The 26,401-nt window shown below is 60.8% G+C and carries 17 protein-coding genes; 11 read left to right on the top strand and 6 right to left on the bottom strand.

The genetic code is table 11. The features are described 5' to 3' along the window. Nucleotides 1–230 precede the first annotated feature (230 nt). From rpmI to AACL53_RS01170, 6 genes are all read left to right on the top strand, one after another. Nucleotides 231–431 carry a 50S ribosomal protein L35 gene (rpmI, locus tag AACL53_RS01195; RefSeq protein ID WP_015596609.1) on the top strand — a complete coding sequence of 67 codons (201 nt, stop codon included), beginning with the start codon at nt 231–233 and terminating at the stop codon, nt 429–431. A 98-nt stretch (nt 432–529) separates the two neighbouring features. Continuing rightward, on the top strand, nt 530–931 hold the full coding sequence (gene rplT / locus AACL53_RS01190; protein ID WP_339081637.1) for a 50S ribosomal protein L20: 402 nt from the start codon (nt 530–532) through the stop codon (nt 929–931). Nucleotides 932–1,169: 238 nt separating this feature from the next. Next, nucleotides 1,170–2,243 carry a phenylalanine--tRNA ligase subunit alpha gene (pheS, locus tag AACL53_RS01185; RefSeq protein WP_339081635.1) on the top strand — a complete coding sequence of 358 codons (1,074 nt, stop codon included), beginning with the start codon at nt 1,170–1,172 and terminating at the stop codon, nt 2,241–2,243. A 274-nt stretch (nt 2,244–2,517) separates the two neighbouring features. Further along, complete coding sequence (locus AACL53_RS01180) at nt 2,518–3,867, top strand: RtcB family protein (protein WP_339081633.1); 1,350 nt, start codon at nt 2,518–2,520, stop codon at nt 3,865–3,867. Nucleotides 3,868–3,987: 120 nt separating this feature from the next. Then, complete coding sequence (gene pheT / locus AACL53_RS01175; protein ID WP_339081631.1) at nt 3,988–6,420, top strand: phenylalanine--tRNA ligase subunit beta; 2,433 nt, start codon at nt 3,988–3,990, stop codon at nt 6,418–6,420. 36 nt (nt 6,421–6,456) lie between these two features. Then, nucleotides 6,457–7,818, top strand: a complete 1,362-nt coding sequence (locus AACL53_RS01170; protein ID WP_339081629.1) for an NAD(P)/FAD-dependent oxidoreductase — start codon at nt 6,457–6,459, stop codon at nt 7,816–7,818. 92 nt (nt 7,819–7,910) lie between these two features. Here the strand turns inward: AACL53_RS01170 and AACL53_RS01165 are convergent, their stop codons facing one another. From AACL53_RS01165 to AACL53_RS01150, 4 genes are all read right to left on the bottom strand, one after another. Beyond that, complete coding sequence (locus tag AACL53_RS01165) at nt 7,911–9,152, bottom strand: lytic murein transglycosylase (RefSeq protein WP_339081627.1); 1,242 nt, start codon at nt 9,150–9,152, stop codon at nt 7,911–7,913. Nucleotides 9,153–9,250: 98 nt separating this feature from the next. Next, on the bottom strand, nt 9,251–10,207 hold the full coding sequence (gene mbfA / locus AACL53_RS01160; RefSeq protein ID WP_339081625.1) for an iron exporter MbfA: 957 nt from the start codon (nt 10,205–10,207) through the stop codon (nt 9,251–9,253). Between the two features lie 143 nt (nt 10,208–10,350). Continuing rightward, entirely contained in the window at nt 10,351–11,949 is a 1,599-nt protein-coding gene (locus AACL53_RS01155; RefSeq protein ID WP_339081623.1) for a SulP family inorganic anion transporter, read from the bottom strand. A gap of 267 nt (nt 11,950–12,216) precedes the next feature. After that, the gene (locus AACL53_RS01150; protein WP_339081621.1) at nt 12,217–12,783 is read right to left on the bottom strand and encodes a hypothetical protein; all 567 of its coding nucleotides are present in this window, start codon (nt 12,781–12,783) and stop codon (nt 12,217–12,219) included. Between the two features lie 172 nt (nt 12,784–12,955). On the opposite strand from AACL53_RS01150, the gene lepA reads away from it, so the two are divergent. Continuing rightward, a complete protein-coding gene (gene lepA, locus AACL53_RS01145) occupies nt 12,956–14,758 on the top strand; it encodes a translation elongation factor 4 (RefSeq protein ID WP_339081619.1) in 1,803 nt (600 codons plus the stop codon). 14 nt (nt 14,759–14,772) lie between these two features. Here lepA and AACL53_RS01140 read toward each other — a convergent pair whose 3' ends face one another. Beyond that, complete coding sequence (locus AACL53_RS01140) at nt 14,773–18,819, bottom strand: AsmA family protein (protein WP_339081617.1); 4,047 nt, start codon at nt 18,817–18,819, stop codon at nt 14,773–14,775. Between the two features lie 649 nt (nt 18,820–19,468). Here AACL53_RS01140 and AACL53_RS01135 point away from each other — a divergent pair. Both AACL53_RS01135 and AACL53_RS01130 read left to right on the top strand, forming a co-directional pair. Next, complete coding sequence (locus tag AACL53_RS01135; protein ID WP_339081615.1) at nt 19,469–21,916, top strand: ATP-dependent helicase; 2,448 nt, start codon at nt 19,469–19,471, stop codon at nt 21,914–21,916. Between the two features lie 267 nt (nt 21,917–22,183). Beyond that, nucleotides 22,184–22,381 (top strand): hypothetical protein, encoded by a 198-nt coding sequence (locus AACL53_RS01130; protein ID WP_339081613.1) that lies wholly within the window; start codon nt 22,184–22,186, stop codon nt 22,379–22,381. A gap of 76 nt (nt 22,382–22,457) precedes the next feature. Here the strand turns inward: AACL53_RS01130 and AACL53_RS01125 are convergent, their stop codons facing one another. Further along, on the bottom strand, nt 22,458–23,714 hold the full coding sequence (locus tag AACL53_RS01125) for a J domain-containing protein (protein ID WP_339081611.1): 1,257 nt from the start codon (nt 23,712–23,714) through the stop codon (nt 22,458–22,460). A gap of 338 nt (nt 23,715–24,052) precedes the next feature. Between AACL53_RS01125 and AACL53_RS01120 the strand changes: the two genes are divergently transcribed. After that, nucleotides 24,053–25,507 (top strand): TMEM143 family protein, encoded by a 1,455-nt coding sequence (locus AACL53_RS01120; RefSeq protein WP_339081609.1) that lies wholly within the window; start codon nt 24,053–24,055, stop codon nt 25,505–25,507. Between the two features lie 8 nt (nt 25,508–25,515). Continuing rightward, nucleotides 25,516–26,391: a 50S ribosomal protein L11 methyltransferase gene (locus tag AACL53_RS01115; RefSeq protein ID WP_339081607.1), complete on the top strand. Its 876-nt coding sequence runs from the start codon at nt 25,516–25,518 to the stop codon at nt 26,389–26,391. Nucleotides 26,392–26,401 lie beyond the last annotated feature (10 nt).

Raw genomic sequence — 26,401 nt, 5'->3', positions numbered from 1 at the left:
AGCCGTTTCGCAACGGTTGAGAGCGCTGGAGCAGCAATGCACCGGCACTTCGGCTCGGAAACGAGCCAGGGCATTTGAGCGCCTCCAAGCTCGCCTCCGCACTTCGGACTTTTGGTCCGGGGCCGCAAGGCGGCTCGGCGCCGAGCGCCGCCCCCGCGGAGGGCCAGGATGTAAAGCGCGTGAGCGCGAGCATCCGGCGGGCCCGTGAGCGAGAACTAAGGACAAGCAAAATGCCTAAGATGAAGACCAAGAGCGGCGCCAAAAAGCGCTTCAAGATGACCGGCACGGGCAAGGTTGTTGCAGCCCAGGCCGGTAAGCGTCACGGCATGATCAAACGCACGGCGAAATTCATTCAGAAGGCGCGCGGCACAGGCGTGCTGAACGATTCTGACGCGAAGATCGTCAAGAAATACATGCCCTACAACCGCTGAGATCTCGCAGGTGGTTGCAGCCGGCTCCCGGTGGGGAGCAGCAAGCACCCAGCAAAGACTCGTTCTTCTTGAAGCACTAATTCCAGGAGTTTTCTCCCATGGCTCGCGTCAAACGTGGCGTTACCGCCCACGCCAAGCACAAGAAAGTAATCAAGGCCGCGAAGGGCTATTACGGCCGTCGCAAAAATACGATCCGCGTCGCCAAGCAGGCTGTCGAAAAAGCGCAGCAGTACGCTTATCGCGATCGCAAGCGTCGCAAGCGCAATTTCCGCGCACTCTGGATCCAGCGCATCAACGCCGCTGTCCGCGAGCACGGCCTGACCTACGGCCGCTTCATCAACGGCCTGACGAACCTCGGCATCGAGGTCGATCGCAAGGTTCTGTCGGATATCGCGATCAACGATCCGGCGGGCTTCAAGGCCCTCGTCGACAAGGCTGCGGCAGCTGCCAGCTCGCCCGTCGCCAAGGCCGACCAGGACAAGGTCAAGAAGGCGGCTTAATTGCCCACTTGGCTGCTCGGACGCAGCCAACTGGCCCAACAAGTGTCATCCCGGCCGAAGTGGCCGCGCCTCGGGTGCGGTCACAAAGAGCCGGGATCCATCGCTTGAACGGAGACTGCCCCACAGGCGCGGTGTCCGGATCGTCGCGCGGAGTTGATCGTGCGCACCAAGCCTGCCAAACAAAGGCCGCGCGTCATTCCGGACGACAACAAGCGCCCGCGCCCGGACGAGGTCTTGCATGAGCACTTCTGACGTTCTCTCCAATCTCGAAAACGATCTCTTGGCCGAGATTGCCGGAGCCACTGATCTGGCGTCTCTCGATGCCGTCCGCGTCTCGGCCCTCGGCAAGAAGGGCCGCGTATCGGAGCTGATGAGCAAGCTCGGGTCGTTGCCGCCCGAAGAGCGCAAGAGCTTCGGCCAGACGGTCAATACGCTGAAGTCGAAAGTCGCAGACGCGCTCGATGCCCGCAAAGCGGTGCTTGAAACGGCAGCGCTCGACGAACGCCTCAAGACCGAGCGCGCTGACGTCACGTTGCCGGTTCGCCTTGGTCCCGTTGCGGAAGGCCGCATTCATCCCGTGAGCCAGGTCCTCGACGAAGTCATAGAGATCTTCGCCGATATGGGCTTCTCGGTCGCCGAAGGTCCGGACATCGAGACCGACGAGATGAACTTCGACAAGCTCAACATCCCGGCCGAGCACCCCGCGCGACAGGACCACGACACGTTCTATTTTTCCCCGAAGGCCGACGGCTCGCGGCTGTTGCTTCGCACGCACACGAGCCCCGTGCAGATCCGCACGATGGTGTCGCAAAAGCCCCCGATCCGCATCATCGCGCCGGGCCGCGTCTACCGCATGGATAGCGATCAGACACACACACCGATGTTCCATCAGGTGGAAGGCCTCGTCATCGACGAGTCGACCCACATGGGCCACCTGAAGTGGGTGCTACAGGAATTCTGCAAAGCCTTCTTCGAGGTCGACGAAGTGAAGATGCGCTTCCGCGCGTCGCACTTCCCGTTCACCGAGCCCTCGATGGAAGTCGACATCGGCGCCGAAGCGATCGGCAAGCCCGGCCAATGGCTCGAAATTCTCGGCTGCGGAATGGTGCACCCGAACGTGCTTCGTAACTGCGGTCTCGATCCCGAGAAGTATCAAGGCTTCGCGTTCGGCGTCGGCCTCGACCGGCTGACGATGCTGAAATACGGCATCCCCGATCTGCGCTCGTTCTTCTCCGGCGATTTGAAGTGGCTCAGCCACTACGGCTTTTCGATGCTCGACGTGCCGACCCTCGGCGGCGGGCTAAGCAATTAGTGCGTACAGAGCTTGACGTACACATCGCATATAAAGCATAACCCTCGAACTCAACTTCGTGAATCGACGCTATGAAACGCGCACGCGCATATTTGTTTGCAGATCGGCGTCCAGAAATGGGCAGTCTGCAACCGCGCTTGGCCTACGTCGATCGGATCGGAGTTGATGGAGTTACACTAAGGTAACATCCAATAACTTCTCGGACCTCGATGTGGGCCTCCCAGCAAACGCTGCGGAGGTTTTTTTGTTTTCAAAATCGTAAATGGTGAACGCGATGGAACGTTCAGATCCCTACAAGGCGCGTGCTCGCGAACTCGCAATGGCTGCCGGATACGCCGATCCTGATGTGAGAGTCGAAAGGCCCGGCATGAAGGCATGGCCTGCCTGGTGCCAGTTCCGTCAGGCCGCCCGCGATGAGCACATGGCGCACGAGGCTGGCGCAGCAGGCGCCGAGATTGCGGCAATCAAGCCGCAAGACGCAGCCTATCGCGACAGCCCGCTGACTGTCATTGGTGAGCACGATGCGGCGACGGTCGCGCAAATGCGCAACTGCATGGGCGTTGGCAACGCCGTCGCTGGCGTTATTTGTGCTGACGGGCACCTCGGCTATGCGCAACCCGTCGGTGGCGTGATTGCTTACGAAAAGCAGATCAGCATCTCCGGTGTCGGCTTCGACATTGGATGCGGAAACATGGCCGTGCGCCTTGATACCCGCTTCGAAGAAATCGAAAGCCGAATTGGAAGCATCACAAAGGATATCGCGCGCATCGTTTCGTTCGGGATTGGACGTTCGAACAACGAGCGGGTTGAGCATGAGCTGTTTGATGATTCCAATGCTTGGAAGGCCTCCGATATGGAGGCTTATCGGCAGAAGGCGGTCAATCAGATTGGCACGGTCGGATCGGGCAACCACTATGTCGACTTGATGCGCGATGAAGCCGGTTACGTTTGGATCGGCGTGCATTTTGGTAGCCGCGGCCTCGGCCATACGAGCGCAACGCGTTACCTCAAAGCTGCGGGCGGGAAGGACGGCATGAACGTACCGCCTGCGGTGGTCGATGAAGATAGCGAACTCGGTCAGCGTTACATCGCTGCGATGGAACTTGCAGGTCGCTATTCGTACGCTGGCCGTGAATGGGTGGTGGAACGCGTGCGACAGATCATCGGTGGTATGGTGACAGACATGGTCCACAATCATCACAACTACGCCTGGCGCGAGACGCACGACGGGCGCGATCTGTGGGTTGTCCGCAAGGGCGCAACGCCGGCGTTTCCCGGGCAACGCGGCTTCGTGGGCGGCTCGATGGGTGATGACGCGGTAATCCTCGAAGGTGTTGACAGTCCTGAAGCAAAGGCGTCGCTCTATTCGACGGTGCATGGCGCTGGCCGTCTGTTTGGACGCAAGGAAGCCAAGCGGCGGTTCTCGCGCGTCGAAATGGACGCCTGGCTGCAGCGGCGCGGCGTAACGCTCGTCGGTGCCGACCTCGACGAAAGCCCGATGGCCTACCGGCGGCTGGATGAGGTTCTGGCGTACCACGCGACATCAACGCGCGTGTTGCACAGGCTGACGCCTTTTGCCGTAGTTATGGCCGGAGAGGGCGAGTTTGACCCTTTCAAGGACTGAGCGGCATCGCGGGTGGTAGCGGACCAGGATTGAACCCGCTATCACCTTGTCGCGAATTCTACCCACCCCTACCTCCCCTTCCCTGCTGGGGAGGGGAATTCTGCGCACGAGACCTAAGAAATGAAATTCACGTTCTCTTGGCTGAAGGATCACCTCGACACGGAGAAATCCGTCGACGAGATCGCGACGACGCTGTCCGCGATCGGTCTCGAGGTCGAAGGCATCGAAGACCCGGCGAAGTCGCTCGGCGCCTTCAAGATCGCGCGCATCGTCGAAGCAAAAAAACATCCGAACGCCGACAAGTTGCAGGTCGTCCAAGTCGAGGTCGCCAAAGGCGAGCCGCTGATGGAAGTCGTCTGCGGCGCACCGAACGCGCGTCCCGGCATGGTCTCCGTCTTTGCGCCGCTCGGAACCTACATTCCAGGCTCGAAAATCACGCTCGAGAAAAAGCCGGTTCGCGGCGTCGTCTCGAACGGCATGATGTGCTCCGCCGCCGAACTCGAACTCTCCGAGGAAAGCGACGGCATTCTCGATCTGCCGGCGGAATGGGCCGCTAACGTCGGCGACCGCTATATCGATGTCGTCGGCCTCAACGATCCTGTCATCGAAGTCAAACTGACGCCGAACCGCCCTGACTGCACCGGCGTTCGCGGCATCGCGCGCGATCTCGCGGCAGCAGGCATGGGCAAGCTGAAGCCCGAGCCGAAGCTCGCGCCGCTCAACGAAGCCTTCGATTGCAAGATCCCGGTCAAGCTTGAGTTCACGCCCGAAACGGCTGACGCGTGCCCGGTGTTCGCCGCGCGAACGATTCGCAACGTCGCGAATGGTGCGTCGCCCGATTGGATGCAGAACAGGCTGAAAGCTGCGGGCCTGCGCCCGATCAACGCCCTCGTTGACGTCACGAATTACATCTCGCTCGATCGCGGCCGCCCTCTGCACGTGTACGACGCACACAAGATCAAGGGCGCGCTGCATGCTCGTCTCGGCAAGAATGGCGAAAAGTTTCTCGCGCTCGACGGTAAGGAGTACACCGTCGACGACACGATGTGCGTGATCGCCGACGATTCGGGCCCACTCGGCCTTGGCGGCGTCATGGGCGGCGAAAGCACCGGTTGCACGCCAGAGACCAAAGCTGTTCTCATCGAGAGCGCCTGGTTCGATCCCGTCCGCACCGCCGCGACTGGCCGCAAGACCGGTCTCGTAAGCGATGCTCGGTATCGTTTCGAGCGCGGCGTCGATCCGGCTTCCGTTCGTCCTGGTCTCGATCTCGCCACCGACATGATCCTGAAGTTCTGCGGAGGCGAAGCCTCGAAGGCCAAGATCGCGGGCAAAGAGCCAATCGAAAGCCGCGTCATTTCCTTCGATTTCGCGCGCATCGAAAAGCTCTCGGGCGTGAAACTCTCGAACGACGAGATCTCGGACACACTGAAAGCGCTAGGCTTCACGATAGAAGGCAAGCCGAACGCCGCAAAGATCACCGTTCCGACGTGGCGTCCTGACGTCCATGGCGCTGCCGACCTCGTAGAAGAAGTCGTCCGCATCGCCGGACTCGATCGCATCCCGGCGACGCCCCTGCCGCGCGCCGACGGAATTGCCCGCGCCGTCCTTACCGAAAAGCAGAAGCGCGCCCGTCGCGGCCGCCGCTTGCTGGCAGCCCGCGGCTTCGTCGAAGCCGTGACGTGGAGCTTCATTCCGAAAGAGCAAGCCGTCCATTTCGGCGGCGGCGCGCCAGCTCTCGATCTTGGAAACCCCATCTCCGTCGAGATGTCGTCAATGCGTCCGGGATTGCTCCCTGGCCTGCTGACGGCGGTGACGCGCAACCGCAATCGCGGCATTGCGGATGTCGCGCTTTTCGAGCTCGGCCAAGCTTACCGCGGCGAGCGGCCGGAAGATCAATACGCGAGCGCTGCCGGTGTACGCGCCGGAACGGCCCGCTTGACGGGCGCGGGGCGGCACTGGGACGGCAACGCCAACCCGGTCGGCGTCTTCGACGTTAAAGCCGATGTCTTTGCGGCACTTTCCGCGCTTGGGCTCGACCCTTCGAAAGCGCAGATCACGCGCGATGCCCCGGCTTGGTATCACCCCGGCCGTTCAGGGGCGCTCAAGCTCGGCCCGAAGACCGTGCTCGCCTATTTCGGCGAAATTCACCCCGCGACGCTCAAGGCGCTGGATGTTGAAGCCCCCGTTTCCGCTTTCGAGATCTTCCTCGACGCCCTGCCGCCCGAGAAGAAGAAGTCGCGAGCCAAACCGCCGCTTGCGGCATCCGATCTATTGCCCGTGACGCGCGACCTGGCTTTCATCGTGCCGAAAGACGTCGCCGCCGGAGATGTGGTAAAAGCCGCGGCGAACGCCGACAAGACTCTGATCCGCTCCGTCAGCGTGTTCGACGTTTTCGAAGGCGGCAGTCTCGCGGCCGAAGGCAAGAAATCCATCGCCATAGAAATAACGATCCAGCCTGCGACGGAAACGCTGACCGATCAGGCGATCGAAACGATAACCAAAAAAATAGTAACGGATGTTAAGAAGGCGACCGGCGGCGAATTGCGTTCCTAAAAATGCCGCCGTCATGACTTCGCGCATGAGGCCAATATGAATTTGCAGGCTCCCGCTACATCGCCAGACAAAGGCGTCACCGAAAAACAGCCCTATCGTATCGTCATCGTCGGAGGTGGCGCGGGCGGACTGGAACTCGCGACACAGCTCGGCAGAAAGCTCGGCCGGTCCGGCAAGGCAGAAATTACGCTCGTCGACCGTGCGCGGACGCACATCTGGAAGCCGCTCCTGCACGAGATCGCGGCGGGCAGCATGGATACCGGACGCCACGAACTGTCCTATCAGGCCCAGGGCCACTGGCACGGATTTCGTTATCGCTACGGCGAAATGATCGGGCTCGACCGCGCCAACAAGCGCGTGCACCTCGGCGCGACCTACGACGAGGACGGCCGCGAGATCACGCCGGACCGTTGGTTCCCCTACGACACGCTCGTCATCGCCATCGGCAGCGTATCGCATGATTTCGGAACGCCGGGTGTGTTGGAACATGCCATCATGCTCGACACGCCAGAGCAGGCGGAGCGCTTCAACAGGCGCCTGTTGAACGCTTGCGTTCGCGCCTACGCGCAGCCGGGCCCCGTGCGGGACGGCCAGCTTCACGTCGCGATCATCGGAGCCGGCGCAACCGGCTCGGAGCTTTCGGCGGAGCTGCACCATGCAGCTCGCGGCCTGATCGAATTCGGGCTCGACAAGCTCGATCCGGAGAAAGACTTCAAGATCACGCTGATCGAAGCCGCGCCCCGCATCTTGCCCGCTCTTCCCGAGCGTCTATCACAAGCAACCGCTGATATTCTGCGCGGCATGGGCGTCGATATCCGCGTCGGCAGTCCCGTCACGAAAGTCACCGCGGAAGGCGTAACGCTCGCCAACGGCGAGTTCATTCCGTCGGAACTCGTCGTTTGGGCCGCCGGCGTCAAAGGCCCGGATGTCTTATCGAAGCTCGATGGTCTCGAAGTCAGCCGCATGAATACGCTCGTCGTCAAACCGACGTTGCAGACGACGCGCGACGACAACATCTTCGTCATCGGCGATGCCGCCTATTTGCTGCCCGACGGTGAAACGGCGCCGATCCCTCCGCGCGCTCAGGCGGCCCACCAGGAAGCGAGCCATCTCGTCAAACAGATCCAGCGCCGCATGAATGGCGCGAAGGAACTGGCGCCGTTCAAATATCGCGACTTCGGCTCGCTGGTTTCGCTCGGCAAATATTCGACCGTCGGCAACCTGATGGGCTTCATCGAAGGCAAGTCGCTGCGCATCGAAGGCTGGTTCGCCAAGATGATGTATCGGTCGCTCTATAAGATGCACGAAGTCGCGCTGCACGGATATATCAAGGTCGCGCTCGACACGCTCTCGCGTACGCTCACCCGCCGCACTGAGCCGCAGGTCAAGCTGCACTAGGTTCGCAAAGCGGCACGAGTTGCAGTGACGGAATACAATTACGCCGGCGGCTCAACGAGCCGCCGGCGTAATTCATTTACAGCGAACAAAATCTAGCTGCGGCCGCGTAGCGCCGTCAGCAGCTCCGCCGTCGGATAGCTGTCGGCAGGCAAACCGAACTTCATCTGCATTTCCTTGACGGCCTTGCGGGTACCCGCGCCAAGCTTGCCGTCGATCTCGCCCACATCCAAACCGCGACGCTTCAAAAGGCCTTGCAGCTCTTTCAGCTGCTCGTAGCTCAGCGAAACCACGTTGCCGCTCTCGCGTTTGAGGTTCGGTGCGCCCGCCATGCGGGCAGCGAGATGCGCCGCCGTCATCGCGTAGGTCAGCGACTGGTTCCAATCCGTGTAAACGTGGAAGTTCTGGTAGGCGAGAAACGCCGGGCCGTTACGGCCCATCGGCAGCAGGAGCGAAGCCTTGAAATCGTCGGCCGGAAGCTGCTTGCTGCCGACGGCTTGAACGCCCCACGCCGCCCATTGCGAGCGCGGCAGCTGGATCGCGAGATCGGCCTTATCCCACGGCAGTTCCTTTGTAAGGCGCACTTCCTCGATCCACGGCTCGCCGCGCCGCCAGCCCATTTCCGAGAGGAATTTCGCCGTCGATCCGATGACGTCGGCATTGCTACGAATGAGATCGACGCGCCCGTCGCCGTCGTAATCGATACCGAGGTTGAGATAGTGGCGCGGCAGGAACTGCGTCTGGCCGAGTTCACCCGCCCATGAGCCGATCATCTGATCGGGAGTAAGGTCGCCACGCTGGACGATCTTCATCGCCGCTTTCAGCTCTTCGCGAAACATATCGCCGCGACGGCAATCCCACGCCAAAGTTACGAGTGAATGCAGAACGGGCAACTTACCCATCCCAGCGCCGAAGTCGCTTTCGAGCGCCCAGAACCCGGTGATAACCGCGCCTGGAACGCCGAACTCCTTCTCGGCGCGGTCGAAGATGTCGGCATAACGCTGCAGGTACGTGCGGCCCATCTGCTCGCGGCTTTTGGTGGCGAGCTTGAAGTAGAATTCGATGAACGTCTGCGAGAAGAAGCCCTGCTTCCGGTCGCGGCTGATCGTCCCCTGATCAGGCGTCATGCCGCCGATCGTTTCCTCGATGATCTCCGGACGAATGCCGTCAGCGATCGCCTCTCGCTTGAAATCTGCGAGCCATGTGTTGAACGGCACCGTGTTCTGGCAATTGCGCTTGTTCGGTGGTGTGGGCGGCGCGCTTTCCGCATTGGCAGTCGCGGAGAGACCCGCCAGCATGAGGGATGCCACCGTGAAAACGAGAAAACCTGCGCGCATGAGATGCCTTCGGCCGTTGATGGGCGCCGGCACTTTTGCCAGCAGCGAGCAAAGCGTCAAGAGACTATGGCTTCAGTGAGGCCTGCCCGCCATCCTGTCTACGCGCTGCCGATCAGGATGCCCACCATAAACACGATCAGGCCGCCCACGACGACCTCCGAAGCCGCTCTCCAGAACTTCGTCTCGCTGAACCGGGAGCGTATTCCGGCAATGATCCAAAGCTCGATGAACACCACGCTGACAGCGATTGTCGTCGCAGTCCAAAAATCGGGAATGAGATAAGGAAGCGTATGTCCGATGCCACCGAGTGCGGTCATCAGTCCTGTGACCGAGCCGCGCAGCCACGGATGGCCGCGCCCCGAGATCTCCCCGTCATCGGAAAGCGCTTCCGCAAAAGCCATCGATATGCCGGCACCGACCGAAGCAGCAATGCCGACGAGAAATGTCTGCCAAGTGTTATGCGTCGCGAAGGCCGCTGCAAAGATCGGCGCGAGCGTCGAGATCGAGCCGTCGATCAGACCCGTCAGTCCAGGCTGCACGTACTGGAGCACGAAGGAACGGCGCGCGGCCTGAGCTTCATGCGTTTTCGCTTTATCGGTCAGCTCGACGGCGGCAACGTCGTGCGCGATTTCGATGTGCTCGTTTTCCGCCGCAATCAGATCGCCGAGAAGCTTGCGGATTTCGGCGTCTGACGCACGCGCCAATGCAGACTGGTAGAAACTCCGCGTCTCCGCTTCGATCTGCTCGGCCTGCCGCCGCACCTTCTCGATGCCGAGCGGCCGGACCATCCAGATGGGATCGTGGCGGACGAAACCGGACACGTCCTGGCGACGGATAAGCGGAATATGGTCGCCGAACTTGCGTCGGAAGAGATCGATCAGCCAGCGGCGGTGCTCGTTTTCCTCTTCTCCGAGTTCGGAGAAGATCTTGGCCGATGCCGGATAGTCGGCGCTGAGGCCCGCCGCATAATCGGAATAGATGCGGCCGTGCTCTTCCTCGAGTGAGATCGCGAGCGCTAGGATTTCGCGCTGATCAAGATCGCCGAACTTTCGCATGAACTATAAGCATCCTAGAATTAGAATAATTCTAACCTAGTGCCAAATGAACTACAGGGCAAGCGTCACGCTGTCCGCGCACCGCTTCCTGTTGATATTCGCTCTCGGAAGCTCAGGCCGCGCTCCAATCTCCGGAGCTCAGCTCACGCGGGGTTTACGGCAGTCGCAGCGGTCCCGGCAGCACTCTCTTTGGCGGCGGCCCGCTGGTACGCGTTGCCGCTGCGTTGCTGATACTTATTCTTCAGCGCATCCCACTCGATCGAAAGCGAGCCGCCACTCAACCCGTGCTGGCGGTCCCAGTTCGACAACAGATCGATGCACGCGTGATCGATGTAATCGAGATCTTCGATATGCACGTGAACGTTCGCACCGGGCTTGAGCGCCTCGAGAGCGGACGCCAGCATCGGCAATCGAACGAGTGTCGCCGAACCTTTGAGGTGCAGATCGACCCGATTGTCCGGCCCATCCTGTTTCGTGATTTCGAGATGCGAGAACGCGTAAACCAGCTTCAGGAGCGACAGTCCAAGCCCGACGAGCACGCCATCCAGCAGGTTCGTCAGCACGATCGTGACGACTGTGATCGCGTAGATCGCGACTTCAGCCCATCCATAGGTTCGCAACGTCGGCAGGATCTTCGGATAGGCGAGCTTGTAACCCGTGTAGACGAGAACGGCTGCGAGCGCGGAAAGCGGAATGAGCTTCAAAACCGCTGGAAAGAACGCAACAAGAAGAAGAAGCCAAACGCCATGCAGAATGGCCGACCACCGCGTTTGCGCTCCCGCCGCAACGTTCGCGCCCGATCGAATGATGACACCCGTCATCGGCAACACGCCGAGAACGCCACAGATCGAGTTGCCGACACCCTGCGCAAAAAGCTCCTTGTCGTATTTTGTGCGAGGCCCGGTGTGCATTTGATCGACAGCCGTCGCGCAGAGAAGCGTCTCGGCGCTGGCGATGAAGGCGATCGAAATCGCTCCGATCAGTATACCGGGCTCGGTGATGCGAAAGAGCTTGTCAGCCGTCGGATACATCTGGAGCGACCACTCCCAGATGTTGCTCGGAACATCGACGAACTTGATGGCTTCCAAACCGAGGAGCTTGGCTGCCACCACCGCAACGATAACGCCGACGAGCGGCGCCGGCACCAGCTTCAGTGATTTGGGCGAGTAGGCGCTCCACCCGGCAATCGTGACGATCGTCAGAAGGCCGACGAGCCCGGCCGTTTGACGTGCATCGCCGCCGCGCATCGCGTCGAGAACAACCCCCGGAATTCCGATCAGGTTCTGCACCCCGCTGCCGAGCGGCTTGCCGTCGAACATGACGTGAAACTGGGAAGCGAAGATCAGCACACCGATGCCGGCGAGCATCCCGTGAATGACGGCCGGCGAGACGGCGCGAAACCATTGGCCGAGCTTCATATAGCCCGCCACCATTTGAATGAGCCCGGCGAAAAGTACGATTGTCCCAAGCATGGCGGCGCCATGCTCTTGGACGAGCATATAGACGAGAACGGTGAGACCCGCGGCCGGTCCGCTGACCTGCAGCGGCTGACCGGAGATTGTCGCAACGATGATGCCGCCGACGATTCCTGTGATGATGCCCGTCGTGGGTGGCAGGCCCGACGCAATCGAGATGCCCATGCACAACGGCAGGGCCACCAGAAATACGACGATCGACGCGAGAAAATCGCGTCCGAATGTGCTTGTAGCAGCCGGAGCTGCAGCCGGGCTCGACATCGTCATAGAGCGTCCCCCGTACTTGCGCGGAGCAATGTTCCGCGCGGCAATTGTTTTTTGTTTTTGTGCGGAAACACTTCGCTCCGCGTGCGACATTTAACGCGGCGGACGATAGCCACAGCGAGACGCCGCCGCAACGGTGGCGACACCACTAAAAGTTGCGGCATTGCGATATAGATCAGAGGTAGGATCAAAAAGAAGAAGGCGTCGGCCCTACACGGATCAACGCCTCAAAACTTTTACAATTTGCGAATTGCGGTCGAGTTCAGCGCGTTAGCGCGAGTTGCCTTTACCGCCCGTGGGCTTGCCGCCCATCGCCTGCTGCTGGGTATCCACCCAGGTGGACATCGCCTGCTGCCAACCCTTCTGCCACATCTCAGCGGCCTGCATCCAAAATTGGATCGGATTGACGGCCCCGCCGCCAAAATCGGGAAAACCGCCGCCGTTCGTCGCCGAGAACCCTGGGAAGCCGGATCCGGCTCCAAAGCCAGGTACGTTCGGGAAGTTCGGAAACGTCGGGAAGCTCGGCGCCTGCCCGGCATTGCCGAGCGCCTTCACCTGCTTCTCCCAGACGTCCATCACCTGATCGACGGCCTGCAGCTGCAGCTTGGAAGCGCTTTGCATCTGTTTACGGCTCAATTCGACGAAATCCGTCGGCCAGCCGAGAGCTTTGGCTGCTTCCGCCATCTTGTCGAAGACGGCATTGCTGTTTTTCTCGCCGAGTTCGGCAAGCTCCGCCCGCCAGTTGGCCATGGCGTCGAACGCCTGACTAACGGCCTTTTTTGCGTCGTCCCCAAGCTTGGTAAAAGCAGGGTTCGCCTCGAACGGTGAATTCGCCATATCGGTTCTCCAGGGCGCCGGGGGAGCATAAAGTGCGCTTCGGGATTTCTCGCACACCGGCATCCGTCCCGCCACTTATATCGACGATGCGGCGATCGCGCAGCCCAGATAATCCCCTCAGTGGCTTAACGCCCCTTTTGCCGGTCAGTTCCGGGTGCTATGAGCCCCGCCCATGACAGCCATTTCACACATCCGAAATTTCTCGATCATCGCCCACATCGATCACGGCAAATCGACGCTTTCCGACCGGCTGATCCAGCTGTGCGGCAACGTCTCGAATCGTGAAATGAAGGAGCAGATCCTCGACTCGATGGACATCGAGCGCGAGCGTGGCATCACGATCAAGGCCCAGACCGTCCGCCTCGACTACCGGGCGAAGAACGGCGAGCTTTATCAGCTCAACCTCATGGACACGCCCGGCCACGTCGACTTCGCCTACGAAGTCTCGCGGTCGCTCGCCGCCTGCGAAGGCGCAATCCTCGTCGTCGACGCGAGCCAGGGGGTCGAAGCCCAGACTCTTGCGAACGTTTATCAAGCGCTCGACAATAGCCTCGAAATCCTCCCCGTTCTGAACAAGATCGACCTGCCGGCCGCCGACGAGGATCGCGTCAAGCAGCAGATCGAGGACGTGATCGGCATCGATGCATCGGGCGCGATCGGGGTCTCCGCCAAGAGCGGGCTCAACGTCGCAGCCGTGCTCGAAGCGATCGTCGAGCGGCTGCCGCCCCCGAAAGGCGACCCGAAGAAGCCGTTGAAGGCAATGCTCATCGACAGCTGGTACGACGCCTACCTCGGCGTCATCGTTCTCGCCCGCGTTATCGACGGCACCCTGAAGAAGGGCCAGCGCGTCAAGCTGATGGCGACGGACGGCAGCTATCAGGTGGAACGCGTCGGCATCTTCCGGCCGAAACAGGAAATGCTCGAGCAGCTCGGCCCCGGAGAGGTCGGCTTCTTCACTGCCGCCATCAAAGAGGTTGCCGATACCCGCGTCGGCGACACGATCACGGACGAAAAAAATCCGACCGCTGAAGCCCTGCCCGGTTTCAAACCGGCGCAACCGGTCGTCTTCTGCGGCCTCTTCCCCGTCGACGCCGCCGACTTCGAGGACCTGCGCGAGGCGATGGGCCGGCTTCGCCTGAACGACGCAAGCTTCTCGTTCGAAACGGAAAGCTCGGCGGCGTTGGGCTTCGGCTTCCGCTGCGGCTTCCTTGGGCTATTGCATCTTGAGATCATCACGGAGCGTCTTGAGCGCGAGTTCAACCTCGATCTCATCACGACCGCGCCGAGCGTCATCTATCACCTGCATATGAATGACGGCTCGATCATCGAGATGCACAATCCGGCCGACATGCCGGAGATCCCCAAAATCGATCACATCGAGGAACCGTGGATCGAAGCCACCATCCTCGTGCCCGACGATTATCTCGGCGCCGTCTTGAAGCTGTGTCAGGACCGCCGCGGCCGTCAGAAACAGCTCACCTACGCCGGCACGCGCGCTATGGTCGTTTACGAGCTGCCGCTCAATGAAGTGGTGTTCGATTTCTACGACCGCCTGAAGAGCGTCTCGCGCGGCTACGCGTCGTTCGACTATCACATCAAGAATTACGAGGAAGGCGACCTCGTCAAACTGTCCATTCTCGTCAACAGCGAACCGGTCGACGCGCTCTCGATCATCGTGCACCGAGCGCGCGCCGAGAGCCGCGGCCGCTCGATGTGCGAAAAGCTGAAGGAACTCATTCCTCCCCATCTCTTCCAAATTCCGATTCAGGCAGCGATTGGCGCCAAGGTCATTGCGCGCGAGACGATCAAAGCTCTGCGGAAAGACGTGCTGGCCAAGTGCTACGGCGGCGACATCTCACGAAAGAGAAAGCTGCTCGACAAGCAGAAGGCCGGCAAGAAGAAGATGCGCGAATTCGGCAAGGTCGAAATTCCTCAAGAGGCGTTCATCAACGCCCTCAAGATGGACGACAACTGACGGGCGCGAGGCGCCTACTGGAAGCCGCCGCCTAAGCTCTTCATGACTTCGTCGGAAGAGGTGCGGCGTGGCTGTCTCTGGGCCCCGGTCGAACGCCCAGTCGAGGGCCGTACCGCGGGCTCGGGCTTCGGAACGGGTAAACCCGTTACCGGATCGATCACGACAGCGCCCGTCGCAGCGTTCGGCTCTCCGCCGCTCCCACCTTCGGGCGTAATGGGCTCGATCGATATATTCGGCGTCAGAACAGTATTGCCAGTGCCCGCATCCACAGGCTTCGCCGCATCTTGCGTTTCTGCCGGCTGATCGGAAGGACCGCTTGGCTGTGCACTAGCGCCGGGCCCCGTAGCTGCTGGCTGTTGCGGCGGAGCGGGCGTCGCCGACGGCACGTCCGGCTGCTCTGGCTGGGTAGAAGAGTTCGCGGTCCCGGTCGATTCTGGGATGACCGGCGGCAGTCGTTCCATTTGATTTTTCTTCGCGGCTTCGAGCGCCGCCGCGCGATCGGCTGCGAGCTTCTTCCGACGCTCCTTTTCGAGACGGACACGCTCTTCATCGACGCGACGCGATTGCTCGAGTTCTTCGACGTTGCGTTCCATCTGCCTGACGACAAGCTCGCGCTGAAGACTGGCAACGTCGGTCTTGACTGTTACGCCCGCGAGATTGTCGAGTTGCCCATCGTACAGCACGACGACGGCAGGCAACGTTCCCTTTGGCTGCGGCGGCGTCCAATTCGCGAGCGGAATTGCGGGCGGCGGCAACGGTCTGACGACAGACGTAAGTTGGAACGCGGCGTTCATGCCGAGCGTGGCGAGATCGGCTGTGACGTTACCCTCCGCCTGGCCGTCGGCACCGTCGAGAACGAACTTCTCGAGTTTGATCGAGCCATCGGAGATCGACATCGCGAGTTCGCGGTTGCCGAGCGTCATCTTCGAACTATTGAGCGCACCAGCAAAACCCGCCGATATCGCACGCTGCTCGTTTTGCAATTTTCCGCCGAGCACATCGTCGACGAGCTGGGCGACCGTCGATGTCGAGGGGCCGGGAACTTCGACGTCCGCAAGCTTGGCTGTACCCCCGCCCGTCATGACCGCGACGAGACCCGCCGGACTTTGCGCCCGTGCTTCCGCATGAAGGTCGATCGTCGCCGTGCCTTTGCCGGCGGCGCTGATGGTCGCCAGCTTCGCCTGATCGAGCTTCAGCGTCGAAGTGAAAGCGACGCCGTTCGACACCTTCTCGAGACCGGCGCTGCCGCTCAACTGTCCGCCAGCAGCCACTGCATTGAGATCGCTCAACACAAGCTTCCCCGGAGCGAGCGCGAGCGTCATCCGGCCGTCGTGCGCCGCGAGACCACCGCTCAGTTCAAGAGACTTGAAGGCAACATTCAGCGTCCCGCTCGTGTTGCCCAGCGCCGCGAAATTGAACAACCCCTCGGGCCATATCGGTTGCGCATCGGCGGCAGCATCGTCAGCCGCGTCAGCTGCGGTCGAAGCAGGCGGCGCAGGCCGAGCGTCCGTCACCGCTGAAAGCAGGCTTTGGAACGCAACGCGATCTGCCTCGAGCTTTCCGTCGATCCGCATCGCGTCCGCATCGGGCTTCACGGTCACATTACCCGCAAGCGTCGACGTGCCGAGAGAGAAGCCATGCGTCGCAATCGTCCAATCGCGTCCATTGCGGCCGATCTCGAGCGAACCGCGCGCCGCCACGTTTTCGGCGCCGCTCGGCAGAGAAACCCCGGCGGCTGCCAGCGCATCGGCGAATTGCGCCGCCTTGAAATCCAGCGTTCCGCCGAGCGCCAAATTCGCATTGTCGGGCCACTGCGAATGCCCATTGAAGCTCACATTGAAATCGGAAGACGAAACATCGGCGCGCACGTTCGCGTCCGAGCCGATGACACCTGCAGTGACGATCGACGCGCGAGCGGGTTGTGCCGCTTGTCCATCGCCCACCGGCGCGCGTCCGAGTGTCTTCAGGAGCGACGATAAAGATGGCGCATCGAGCGCGGTGTGCATGCGGCTTGGCCGCGAGCGCCAGCCTGCGAGACCGCCATCGAATTCCGCTGTCCCGTTGAGATGGGCCCCGTTCAGCGTTCCATCGAATGTCACGTCCGTCGCCCCGGGCGCCCTGAGGCCAAGCCGGATCAGCCCGGCGATTTTGCCGTCCTTCAGGCCTTTGAAGCGCTCATCGCCGAGCACCGCTACAAGACCGGCTTTGCTGACAAGGTCATGCATCGCCTCGGGCGTCGCGCCAGTGAGATCGAATGCAAACGTGCCGGCTGGTCCGCTATCGCGCGTCTCGACACGTCCCTCGAGTTCGATCGAAAGTCCGCTTTGCGTCGTAAGTTTCGCGACCGGCAGCTTGATGTCTCGGTTTTCGATCGTGAACGAGACGTCGACATCCCGATACGTCGTGTCGCCATCCGTCAGCCGGCTCGCGATCAGGCGAAGCCGCACGTCGCCCGGCAACACCGCGCGGGGATCTTCGGCACCCTCTAATTTCTGAAGTCCCAGCGACCGCCGGAATTCACTGCCGAGGGCCGCGGCAATTTTCGGGAAAACTTCGCGCGTGTCGAGATCGGCGGCCTGCAACGTCAGATCCGTTTGCTGCCGGTCTCCGCGCAGGATCTTGAGCTCGCCTGCAAGCGCCCGTCCCGATAACTCACCCGAGGCGTCCGTCAGCGCGAAATGCGTATCGTCGACTTCGAGCTTGCCCGCGGCCGAGTAAGAGCCATCGGCATTGAAATCGATCGGAACGCCGGATTTCTCCGCCCACGCTTTCAATCGCCCGAAACTGCTTCCGCCGATAAACGCATTTCCGGCGAAGCTGAACTTACCCGCATTGTTCTTGAGATCGCCCGCAAGATCGAGCCGCGATCCGCCGGGCAAGCTTACCTTGAATGTTTTGAGATGCGTAACATTGCCTTGCCGAACCGCGTCTATCGACAGGCCGCCCGCGTTCTCGCCGCCGACCTTCACCTGCTCGAGATTGATCTTCGCCGTTGCGGTGCTGTCACCCGAAACGGATTGCATCAATCCGCCGGTGAGTTGCTTGAGCTTCTCGAAGGACGCGCTGCCCTGCCCGGCGCCCGCAAGCCTATCGATGTCGAGCCATTTCGATTGCAGCGAAATATCGAGCCGGGGCGTTGCCGTCCAAGTCGCAACCGCCGATCCCGTGATCGTTTGCGGAGCGCCCGTGGCGTCGAGCGAAAGTGCGAGCTTCTCGAATTTTGCGCCAAGGGGATCGGCTGTCACGTCCGATGCGAGATCGAGCAGCGGCGGAGCTTTTCCCGGCGGCGTGGTCGTTTCGCTGCCGGGAATTGCGATCTTTCCCGTCCACCGGCCTTTGAATGTCGGCTTGTTGCTCAAATCAGAAACCCGCCCGTCCAGCATGTAGACGGTCGGCGAGTTGTCGCCTCGCGCCGAAACCTTGAGCGCGAACGCCCCGTCTGCGGCCGGAATATCGGTCGCGAATTTCACATCATGGGCAGACCCGGCCCAGGACACCGAGCCCTTGAAACGAAACGGACCCTTGAGGCCATCGGCAGACAGCTCGCCATCGATGCCGTTGAGGAGGGCGACGCGCTCCGCCGCCGCATTGTAGATGGCAACGGCACCCTCGGTCAGCCGCACCGACCTGAGCGCGACGTCACGCGGCACGAACGGCATATCGCCGGACTTTAGCTCGATATTGGTCCAGTTCCCGCCACCGGTGTCGTCGACGGCGAGCGTCAGAACCGGTTTGTCGAGCTCGATCTGGCTAGCTTCCAGAACACCGCGAAGAAGAGCCGGACCCGAAAGCCACATCGTAAAGCTCTCGGCACGGACGAATGGCTCACCCGTCTGACCGGTCAAGTTGGCGATACGAACCTTTTCGAAGCGAACATAAGGAACCGGCAGGAGCTTCAGGTTGACCGACCCGCCGACGCGAACGTCACGGCCGAGCACTTTTGACGCTTCTTCCTCAAAGACGCCGCGGTAACCGTTCCAGTCCACGAAATTCGGGACGGCGAAAAGCGCCGCAAGAACAACGACGAGGAGGCCGCTAAAATATAATAGCCCGTTGTTCATGAACGTCTCTTTGAGCCGCGCCCGAAACGCAACGCACACAGGCGGACATCGAAATAACGTCCTGCCTTGTACACCTGTATTGCACGGCGGAAGTTCACTCTGAACCCGAAATTTGGCTCAATTCCAACAAGCGCGCATCAGTGTTTCGACAAATCGAATTCGCGTTCTTAGATCATAAGCTTACATGTCTTGTAAATGCGTTAGAAATTCCGGCGGATATACTGAGTGGCTCACGAGAAGCACGGAGCGATAAGCTGTCGTTTTGGGCAGTCGACACAACTCGCACGATGGCTCCATCGAGAACGCGAAGACCTCAAACCTGATCCGGAATGTCGGCCCCCGTTGAATCCGGCAGGCACAAATTCCCGAAGCACACCTTTCCGATACTCAGAAACAGCAATTCCGAAATTCGAATTCGCGATCGCCGGAAAGACGAGATCTGATTGGAGCGGGAACGGACAAAAGCATCCGCACGCCTTCGCGGCAAAGGCCTCGCGATGCCGGAACCCCGCCCGCTTTGTTTGCCAAGAAACGGTCGGTTTTCCAAACACTTGAATAGTTGTGGATCGATGTCGCAACTCTGTTGGCGAGGCCGCGGCGCCGCGCCGCGCCGGTTGTACGATCAGCCCCGGTGGTTTACCTGAGTTCGATGACCTCAATTCAGAAGCCGAACGCCGCCGGCAGCGGAGATTTGCCGCACGACGATGATCCGCCCTTCGATCTCCCGGAGGCGCCCAAAGTTCTGCGCCACGACGACAGGAACAGCCCGTCGATTTCGGCGCGTGCTGTCGCGGCGGCGCGTGGCCAGCCGACGTATCTCGATGGCCTAAATCCCGAGCAACGCGACGCCGTCGAAACGACGGAAGGACCGCTGCTGGTGCTCGCTGGCGCCGGCACCGGAAAAACGCGGGTACTGACGACGCGCATCGCCCATATCCTGGCGACCGGCCGCGCCTACCCGTCGCAAATTCTGGCGGTGACGTTCACGAACAAAGCCGCCCGCGAAATGCGCGAGCGGATCGGCACGCTGATCGGTGGCACGCTCGAAGGCATGCAGTGGCTCGGCACGTTCCATTCCATCGGTGTCAAAATCCTGCGCCGTCATGTCGAACTCGTCGGCCTGAAGACCGGCTTCACGATTCTCGACGACGATGATCAAGTGCGGCTGCTGAAGCAGGTCCTCGAAGCCAACGGCGTCGACAAAGACCGCTGGCCCGCTCGCCAGCTCGCAAACCAGATCGACGGCTGGAAAAATCGCGGCCTCACCCCGGATAAAGTTCCCGAAGGAGAGGCCTACAATTTCGCCGCCGGCAAGGGCGCGCTCCTGTACGCGGCCTATCAGGCGCGGCTGAAGGACCTGAACGCCTGTGATTTCGGCGATCTGCTGCTCGAATGCATCCGGCTCTTCCGCGATCACCCCGACGTGCTCGCCGATTATCATCGCCGCTTCCGCTACATCCTCGTCGACGAATACCAGGACACCAACGTCGCCCAATATCTGTGGCTGCGGTTCCTGGCCAAGGGATCGCCCAACATCTGCTGCGTCGGCGACGACGATCAGTCGATTTACGGCTGGCGCGGCGCCGAGGTCGACAACATACTGCGGTTCGAAAAGGATTTCCCCGGCGCCAAGGTCATCCGCCTCGAGCGCAACTATCGCTCGACGGCAAACATCCTTGCGGCCGCTTCCGGGCTCATCGCCAAGAACGACGGCAGGCTCGGAAAGACCCTGTTCACAGACGGCGCAGCCGGATCAAAAGTCACCGTCGCGAATTTCTGGGACGACGAAGCCGAAGCCCGTGCCATAGGCGAAGCGATCGAGAGATTGCAGCGAAAGAACGAAAAGTTGAACGATATGGCCGTTCTGGTGCGGGCATCCTCCCAGATGCGCGCCATCGAAGACCGCTTCATCACGCTCGGCCTTCCCTACCGCGTCATCGGCGGCCCGCGCTTTTACGAGCGCCAGGAAATCAAGGATGCTATTGCCTACCTTGATGTCGTCGCCAATCCCGCGAACGATCTCAAGTTCGAGCGCATCGTCAACGTGCCGAAACGCGCCCTCGGCGACACGACGGTGAAGCGCGTCCACGAGCTCGCGCGTGCCCGCGTCATTCCTCTCTATCAGGCAGCACGAGAGATCGTCGAAACAGATGAGCTGACGCCTCGCGCGCGAAAATCGCTGTTCGATCTGACGCAGTCATTCGAACGCTGGCGCGCCAACCTGGAGCACATGCGCCATACCGATCTCGCCGAACAAATCCTCGACGAGTCCGGTTACACAGCGATGTGGCAGGCGGATAAGAGTCCGCAATCGCAGACGCGTCTCGAAAACCTCAAGGAACTCGTGCGCTTCATGCACGACTTCGACTCCCTGCAAGGCTTCCTTGAGCACGTCTCCCTCGTCATGGACGCCGACAAAGGCAACGACGGCGACCGCGTTTCCCTGATGACGCTCCATGGTGCGAAAGGATTGGAATTCGGCATCGTCTTCCTGCCAGGCTGGGAAGAGGGCCTGTTCCCCCATCAGCGCTCGATGGACGAAAGCGGCAAAGCCGGCCTCGAGGAAGAGCGGCGGCTCGCCTACGTCGGCATCACACGCGCGAAACGGCTTGCGAAGATTTCGTTCGCTCAGAACCGCCGCACGCACGGCCTTTATCAGTCGGCGCTGCCTTCCCGCTTCGTCGACGAACTTCCCGTGGCGACTGTTGAGGTTGTCGAAAGCGAGACGCCGTTCGGCGGCAGGCCGGATCCATTCGGTTATGGTGGCGGCTTCGGCCAAAGCCGTTTTGATCGCCCGGGCTCATCCGAGCCCTTCAAATCGACTTACAACACGCCGGGTTGGCAGCGCGCCCAGCAGTCCTGGAACAGCGGCAGCAAGCAGGACAAGAAAAAGAGATCGCGAGGACCGCTGACACTCGAAGGCGAACTGGTTGCAGCCTCGAGCGCCAACGCACCTTCATTCAAGACGGGCTCCCGCGTTCGCCACGAAAAATTCGGCGACGGAACCGTAACCAACGTCGACGGTAACAAGCTCACCATCGAGTTCGACGACGGCGAGATAAAGCGCGTTGTCGCAAGTTTCGTCGACCTGATATGACAGGTTTGCGAAGCCTAATGCTCGAGCGGTGTCTAATTCTCGCCGCGAAATTTCTTGGTATTGCCGCAATTCTACAACATGTTATCCCCAGCTCGTTGAGCGTGGGGGTTCATCAGCTAGAGCAGTCGTTTACGTCGCTGGCATGCCGGCGATGATCAGGCGTGTCTTGCGTTCAAGTCCCTGATCTACAATAAAATTTGCGGGGACATGAAACCGAAACAGGGGACGTTTGTTTGGGAGGGTAGAGTCCTTGAAAGGAGCTATCCAATGAGCACTTACCGCTTTCCATTAAGGGGTAAGATAGGCGTCGTGCGCGGACAGGACGGGGAAGTTCCGTCGCGGCGGATTGGTGTGCAGCGTGATTTGAGCCGGGCGAATCGCAGGAACTACCTGCTGGCTGACACACCACCGCTGACCGAGGAGGAAATTCGAAACCTTCCGGTCGCCCATCGCTACTCATCTTGAAATTGAGAGAAAAACGCATTCGGACTCGCAACGGCATCGCTCTCCAGCGGTGCCGTTGTTATTTTCGGACGCCGGCTCAAGCTGCCGCCGCCGTTCTGACTTTCAATAAATCCCACGCAGCATTGATCTGCTTGATCCGCTGTTCTCGATAGCGGCGATCGGCCTCGTCACGCGCATGGTCCGGGTGCCAGGACATCCGCAACGCATCCACGATCTTCTTCACCGCCGCATCCGGAGCATCGGGATTGAGCCCGAGAATTCTGTAGGCCTCGAAAGTCGTCGATGGTGCATCGGGCTCATGCGATGCGGCACGCTCGTCCGGCGACGCGGGCGCGGCGCCTTGCGCAATACGCGTGATACGGTCGAGATCGCGCATGATCGCGCGAACCGACGATCGCAGCTTCTCGGGCCCGATTTGCCCGACGCGGCGCCTCAATTCAGCGGTGCGGTCGTATAAGCTGTCGATCTCCGAAGCGAGCACATCCCGCAACAAAAGATCCCCGGGAAGCCCCGCAACGAGCGCCTCCGCTTCGTGTAATCGAACATGCACTTGAGCGAGCGGATCGGCATATTCGCCGTCCTCGCCGTCGCGGGCCGATGAGGCCTCGTAGCTTTCATAGCTTTTGCGGACCGCAGCCGCTCCCCAAACGAAAGGTGCAGCCACAAACGCCCAAACGCGGGCCGGCAGCGATCCATCGCCTTGAGCAAAATGCAGAAACTCGAACGACGCTAGTTGCCGCCGGCGGACAAAAATCAGGCAGGCTCCCATCAGGGAGGCGAGCAGTGTAGAGACTACGCCCGCAACTTTTAGCGCATTCCCCGAGCCGGGCGATGCGGCGGGTACAGACTCCGGATCAACGACGGTGACCCATTGCGTCGGCGCCGCCTCCCGTTCAGCGCCCCGCTCTGAGCGAAGAGCGGCTGGCTCGATGACCGCATCTGCCGCAAGAGTTTGCGACGCGACCTGCGGTAGCATCGTGGCGTGCCCAAACCCTGGGAATACGAAACGGCCCCTCAGCTTGCTCACAGGAGCGTACCCGGGCGGGAGTCGGTCGGGCAGATGCACGCCCAAAGACCGGGCTGACGCCGCGACCCTCGACCAGGCCACACGCTGCCCGCCGCAATTGATCGAAAATTTGTAGATCATCATCGTCTCGCACGTCCATGCGGCTGAACCTGAGCACGACGGGAAAGCGAGATCCTCGCGAGGACCGATGATGCGATAGGCATTCTCTTCCGAGGGCGAGAGGCGAGGAACGCCTCCTTCCATCGTGCAACTATAAGGTAGAACGAGTTCGTCGGCGGCGACGACGCCACCGCTCCCAAGGACCATGCAAACCGCAAGGCCCGAGGCCAAAAAACGCAAAGCCCCCATAACGTCCGCCCCTGAAACGAAATCCCCTCTAATTCCAGTTGTGCATGATCCTAGCCAAACATCGGTTCTACTATGGCGAAAAAGAAAGTTATGAACCGAAAAATTGAGGGTCCAAGGGAACTTAGTGATGTATCATCAACTAACGGAGGGGCGGCTATTGAGCACCGCTCCCCGGGAAATGCTCGTCATCTTTCCGCGATGAAGAGTTGCGACGCTCGACATCAACTTCAGCGACTCGCTATGAACTTCATTGCGTAAGAAGCTGGATAGAAAACAAAAGTTCGGGGAGTTAGTGCATGTCATCGGCAGACTTTGCAGAGGACCGGTTACGCCGGAGGCAAGGCCTGTTTCAGCGGCTCGCTGACTTGGCTGACCTCGAGGCTAAGCCCGCCGAACTCCACGACGACGTCGAAAGGCGGCCGGTCAATATCCTGGAGCCCGACGACACGCGTAAGCGCGAACGCTTCATTCCGGTAACGCGTTTTGCGCTGCTTGACCGTCTGACGAAGCCTTGGCTCTGGCCGGCAGGACAAGATGCCGATGCCCGGCGCTTTTTCCGCTACCTCGATTACTGGCGCCAGCAGCAATACTTTGCGCTGCTGCTCGATCTCGAGCAGACCTACGAGGCATTCTCGCCCGATAGCGACCTGCTGATGACGCGCAGCTTTTCCGACGACGACCGCGCAGTATTGCAGCATCGCGTTTTCGAGGGCGTCGAAAGTCTGCTGCAGCGGGCGAACTATGAGCGCATCGATCCAAACAATATCGACATCATTCTGACTCGCGACAGCCACTACGGCCTCGATCTGTTCGTCGACATGAAAGCTTTCGAGAGGATCGCGATCTATTATCGCGGCGCGACGAACCGGAAATATGAAAAGCGGCGCGTTCGCAAGTTCTTGCGCAAGGAAGAATTCAACGTTCCGGTCTTCCAACGGCTTTGCTTGATGTTCAAGTTGAAGCCGGTCGAAGTGTGCATCGAAGAAGCGATGCGAGACATGAAGCTCTCCCGCGAGGCGGCCGAGAAATATGTCGCCCGCAGCCGCGCCCATTTCCCGAAGAGCATGAATGAGAAGAATATCTACTTGAAGCTCTTCAAGAACATTCCGCGCACCGACGTCGAAATGATCTTCCCCAACACCGAAGTCCGCTTTCGGCCGATGGACAAGCTCCGCCTCGGCGTGACGGCCAGCGGCGGCCTCGGCATGGGCGCAGCCGGCGCGGCCGGCAAGGTCGCCCTATTGATGAGCAATCCGATCGCGGCGATAGGCGCGCTTGCCGGCATTGGCGGCGTCGCCTTTCGGCAAGCCATGGGCTTCCTCAACCAGAAGCAGCGTTACATGGTCATCATGGCGCAGAACCTCTACTTCCACACCATGGCCGACAACCGTGGTGTCATCCTGAAAATCGCGGCCCGCGGCGCCGAGGAGGATGTGAAGGAAGAGATGTTGCTCTATAGCGTTCTCGCCAAGGAGAAGTCGACGCGTGCCGATCTGCCGTCCATCGACCTTGCAATCGAGCACTACCTGACCCGAACCTTCGGCGTGAAAATCGATTTCGAGATCGACGACGCGCTTGATCGCTTGATCCGCGATGGCATCGTCGTCGAAAAGCCGGACGGCAGCTTCGTCACATTGCCCCCGGCTGAAGCGGCGAAGCATATCGACGACAAGTGGGACTTGTTCCTAGACCACCTACCCGATCCCGTCAGCACGGAAGGCTACGAGTTCGAGGGCCGCCCCTCGAACTGAAACATCCAATGGCATTCAAAAAATTCGCGGCGCAGTTTGGCGACCGATCCCTGGCCTATGAGACCGGCAACGCGCTTCAAGACCTGATAGAGCCGCCGCCCGACGCATTGACCGTCTTTGAAGACGGCCTCGACCGGTGGCGTCTCGAAGCCTACTTCGACGTCGAAGCCGGCGACCGCGACCTCGCGGCCGAACTCGGACCGCTCGTCCAGGGGACATTGCCGCCGTTCACCGTCGAGACCGTCCCCGACCTCAACTGGGTCGCGATTTCGCAAGCCGCGCTGCCGCCGGTCCACGCCGGGCGCTTCACGATTCACGGCAGTCACGACAAGGGGCGCATAGCCGGCGGCCCGAACGCGATCCTGATCGACGCCGGTGAAGCCTTCGGCACCGCGCATCACGCGACGACGCTCGGATGCCTTCTCGCAATTGACCGGTTGACGCGTTCACGGACGTTTCAATGGGTCTTCGATCTCGGCTGCGGCTCGGGGGTACTGGCAATCGCCGCATCGAAAGCCTTGCCGCACGCCGAAATCATCGCCGCCGACATGGACCCGCAATCGGTAAAAGTCGCGACCGAGAACGTTCGGCTCAACGGCGCCGCGAACCGCATCGCCCTCGTCGTTGGAAACGGCTTAGCGCATCCCAAAGTCCGGACCCGAGCGCCGTTCGACCTCTTCATCGCCAATATCCTCGCGGGCCCCCTGATCCGTCTCGCGCCCTCGATCTCCCGCTCCGTCGTACCCGGCGGGACGTTGGTGCTGTCGGGCATTCTCATTCCCCAGGCCCCCGAGGTCATCGCCACCTATCGTGCTCACGGCTTCTCGCTCGCCCGCCACGACCGCCTGACGGGTTGGTCCACGCTGACGCTCGAGCGGCGTTGAAATCGTCATT

The organism is Hyphomicrobium sp. ghe19 (genome assembly GCF_902712875.1).
Taxonomy (GTDB): domain Bacteria; phylum Pseudomonadota; class Alphaproteobacteria; order Rhizobiales; family Hyphomicrobiaceae; genus Hyphomicrobium_B.
This window is presented reverse-complemented; position numbering and strand designations above follow the sequence as displayed.

Bases quoted from the DNA above. Each gene is read 5' to 3' on its own strand.
- AACL53_RS01170 (WP_339081629.1), top strand. From the start codon at position 6,457: ATGAATTTGCAGGCTCCCGCTACATCGCCAGACAAAGGCGTCACCGAA.
- pheS (WP_339081635.1), top strand. From the start codon at position 1,170: ATGAGCACTTCTGACGTTCTCTCCAATCTCGAAAACGATCTCTTGGCC.
- rplT (WP_339081637.1), top strand. From the start codon at position 530: ATGGCTCGCGTCAAACGTGGCGTTACCGCCCACGCCAAGCACAAGAAA.
- mbfA (WP_339081625.1), bottom strand. From the start codon at position 10,207: ATGCGAAAGTTCGGCGATCTTGATCAGCGCGAAATCCTAGCGCTCGCG.
- AACL53_RS01180 (WP_339081633.1), top strand. From the start codon at position 2,518: ATGGAACGTTCAGATCCCTACAAGGCGCGTGCTCGCGAACTCGCAATG.
- AACL53_RS01150 (WP_339081621.1), bottom strand. From the start codon at position 12,783: ATGGCGAATTCACCGTTCGAGGCGAACCCTGCTTTTACCAAGCTTGGG.
- AACL53_RS01135 (WP_339081615.1), top strand. From the start codon at position 19,469: ATGACCTCAATTCAGAAGCCGAACGCCGCCGGCAGCGGAGATTTGCCG.
- AACL53_RS01140 (WP_339081617.1), bottom strand. From the start codon at position 18,819: ATGAACAACGGGCTATTATATTTTAGCGGCCTCCTCGTCGTTGTTCTT.
- AACL53_RS01130 (WP_339081613.1), top strand. From the start codon at position 22,184: ATGAGCACTTACCGCTTTCCATTAAGGGGTAAGATAGGCGTCGTGCGC.
- AACL53_RS01115 (WP_339081607.1), top strand. From the start codon at position 25,516: ATGGCATTCAAAAAATTCGCGGCGCAGTTTGGCGACCGATCCCTGGCC.
- rpmI (WP_015596609.1), top strand. From the start codon at position 231: ATGCCTAAGATGAAGACCAAGAGCGGCGCCAAAAAGCGCTTCAAGATG.
- AACL53_RS01120 (WP_339081609.1), top strand. From the start codon at position 24,053: ATGTCATCGGCAGACTTTGCAGAGGACCGGTTACGCCGGAGGCAAGGC.
- AACL53_RS01125 (WP_339081611.1), bottom strand. From the start codon at position 23,714: ATGGTCCTTGGGAGCGGTGGCGTCGTCGCCGCCGACGAACTCGTTCTA.
- lepA (WP_339081619.1), top strand. From the start codon at position 12,956: ATGACAGCCATTTCACACATCCGAAATTTCTCGATCATCGCCCACATC.
- AACL53_RS01165 (WP_339081627.1), bottom strand. From the start codon at position 9,152: ATGCGCGCAGGTTTTCTCGTTTTCACGGTGGCATCCCTCATGCTGGCG.
- AACL53_RS01155 (WP_339081623.1), bottom strand. From the start codon at position 11,949: ATGACGATGTCGAGCCCGGCTGCAGCTCCGGCTGCTACAAGCACATTC.
- pheT (WP_339081631.1), top strand. From the start codon at position 3,988: ATGAAATTCACGTTCTCTTGGCTGAAGGATCACCTCGACACGGAGAAA.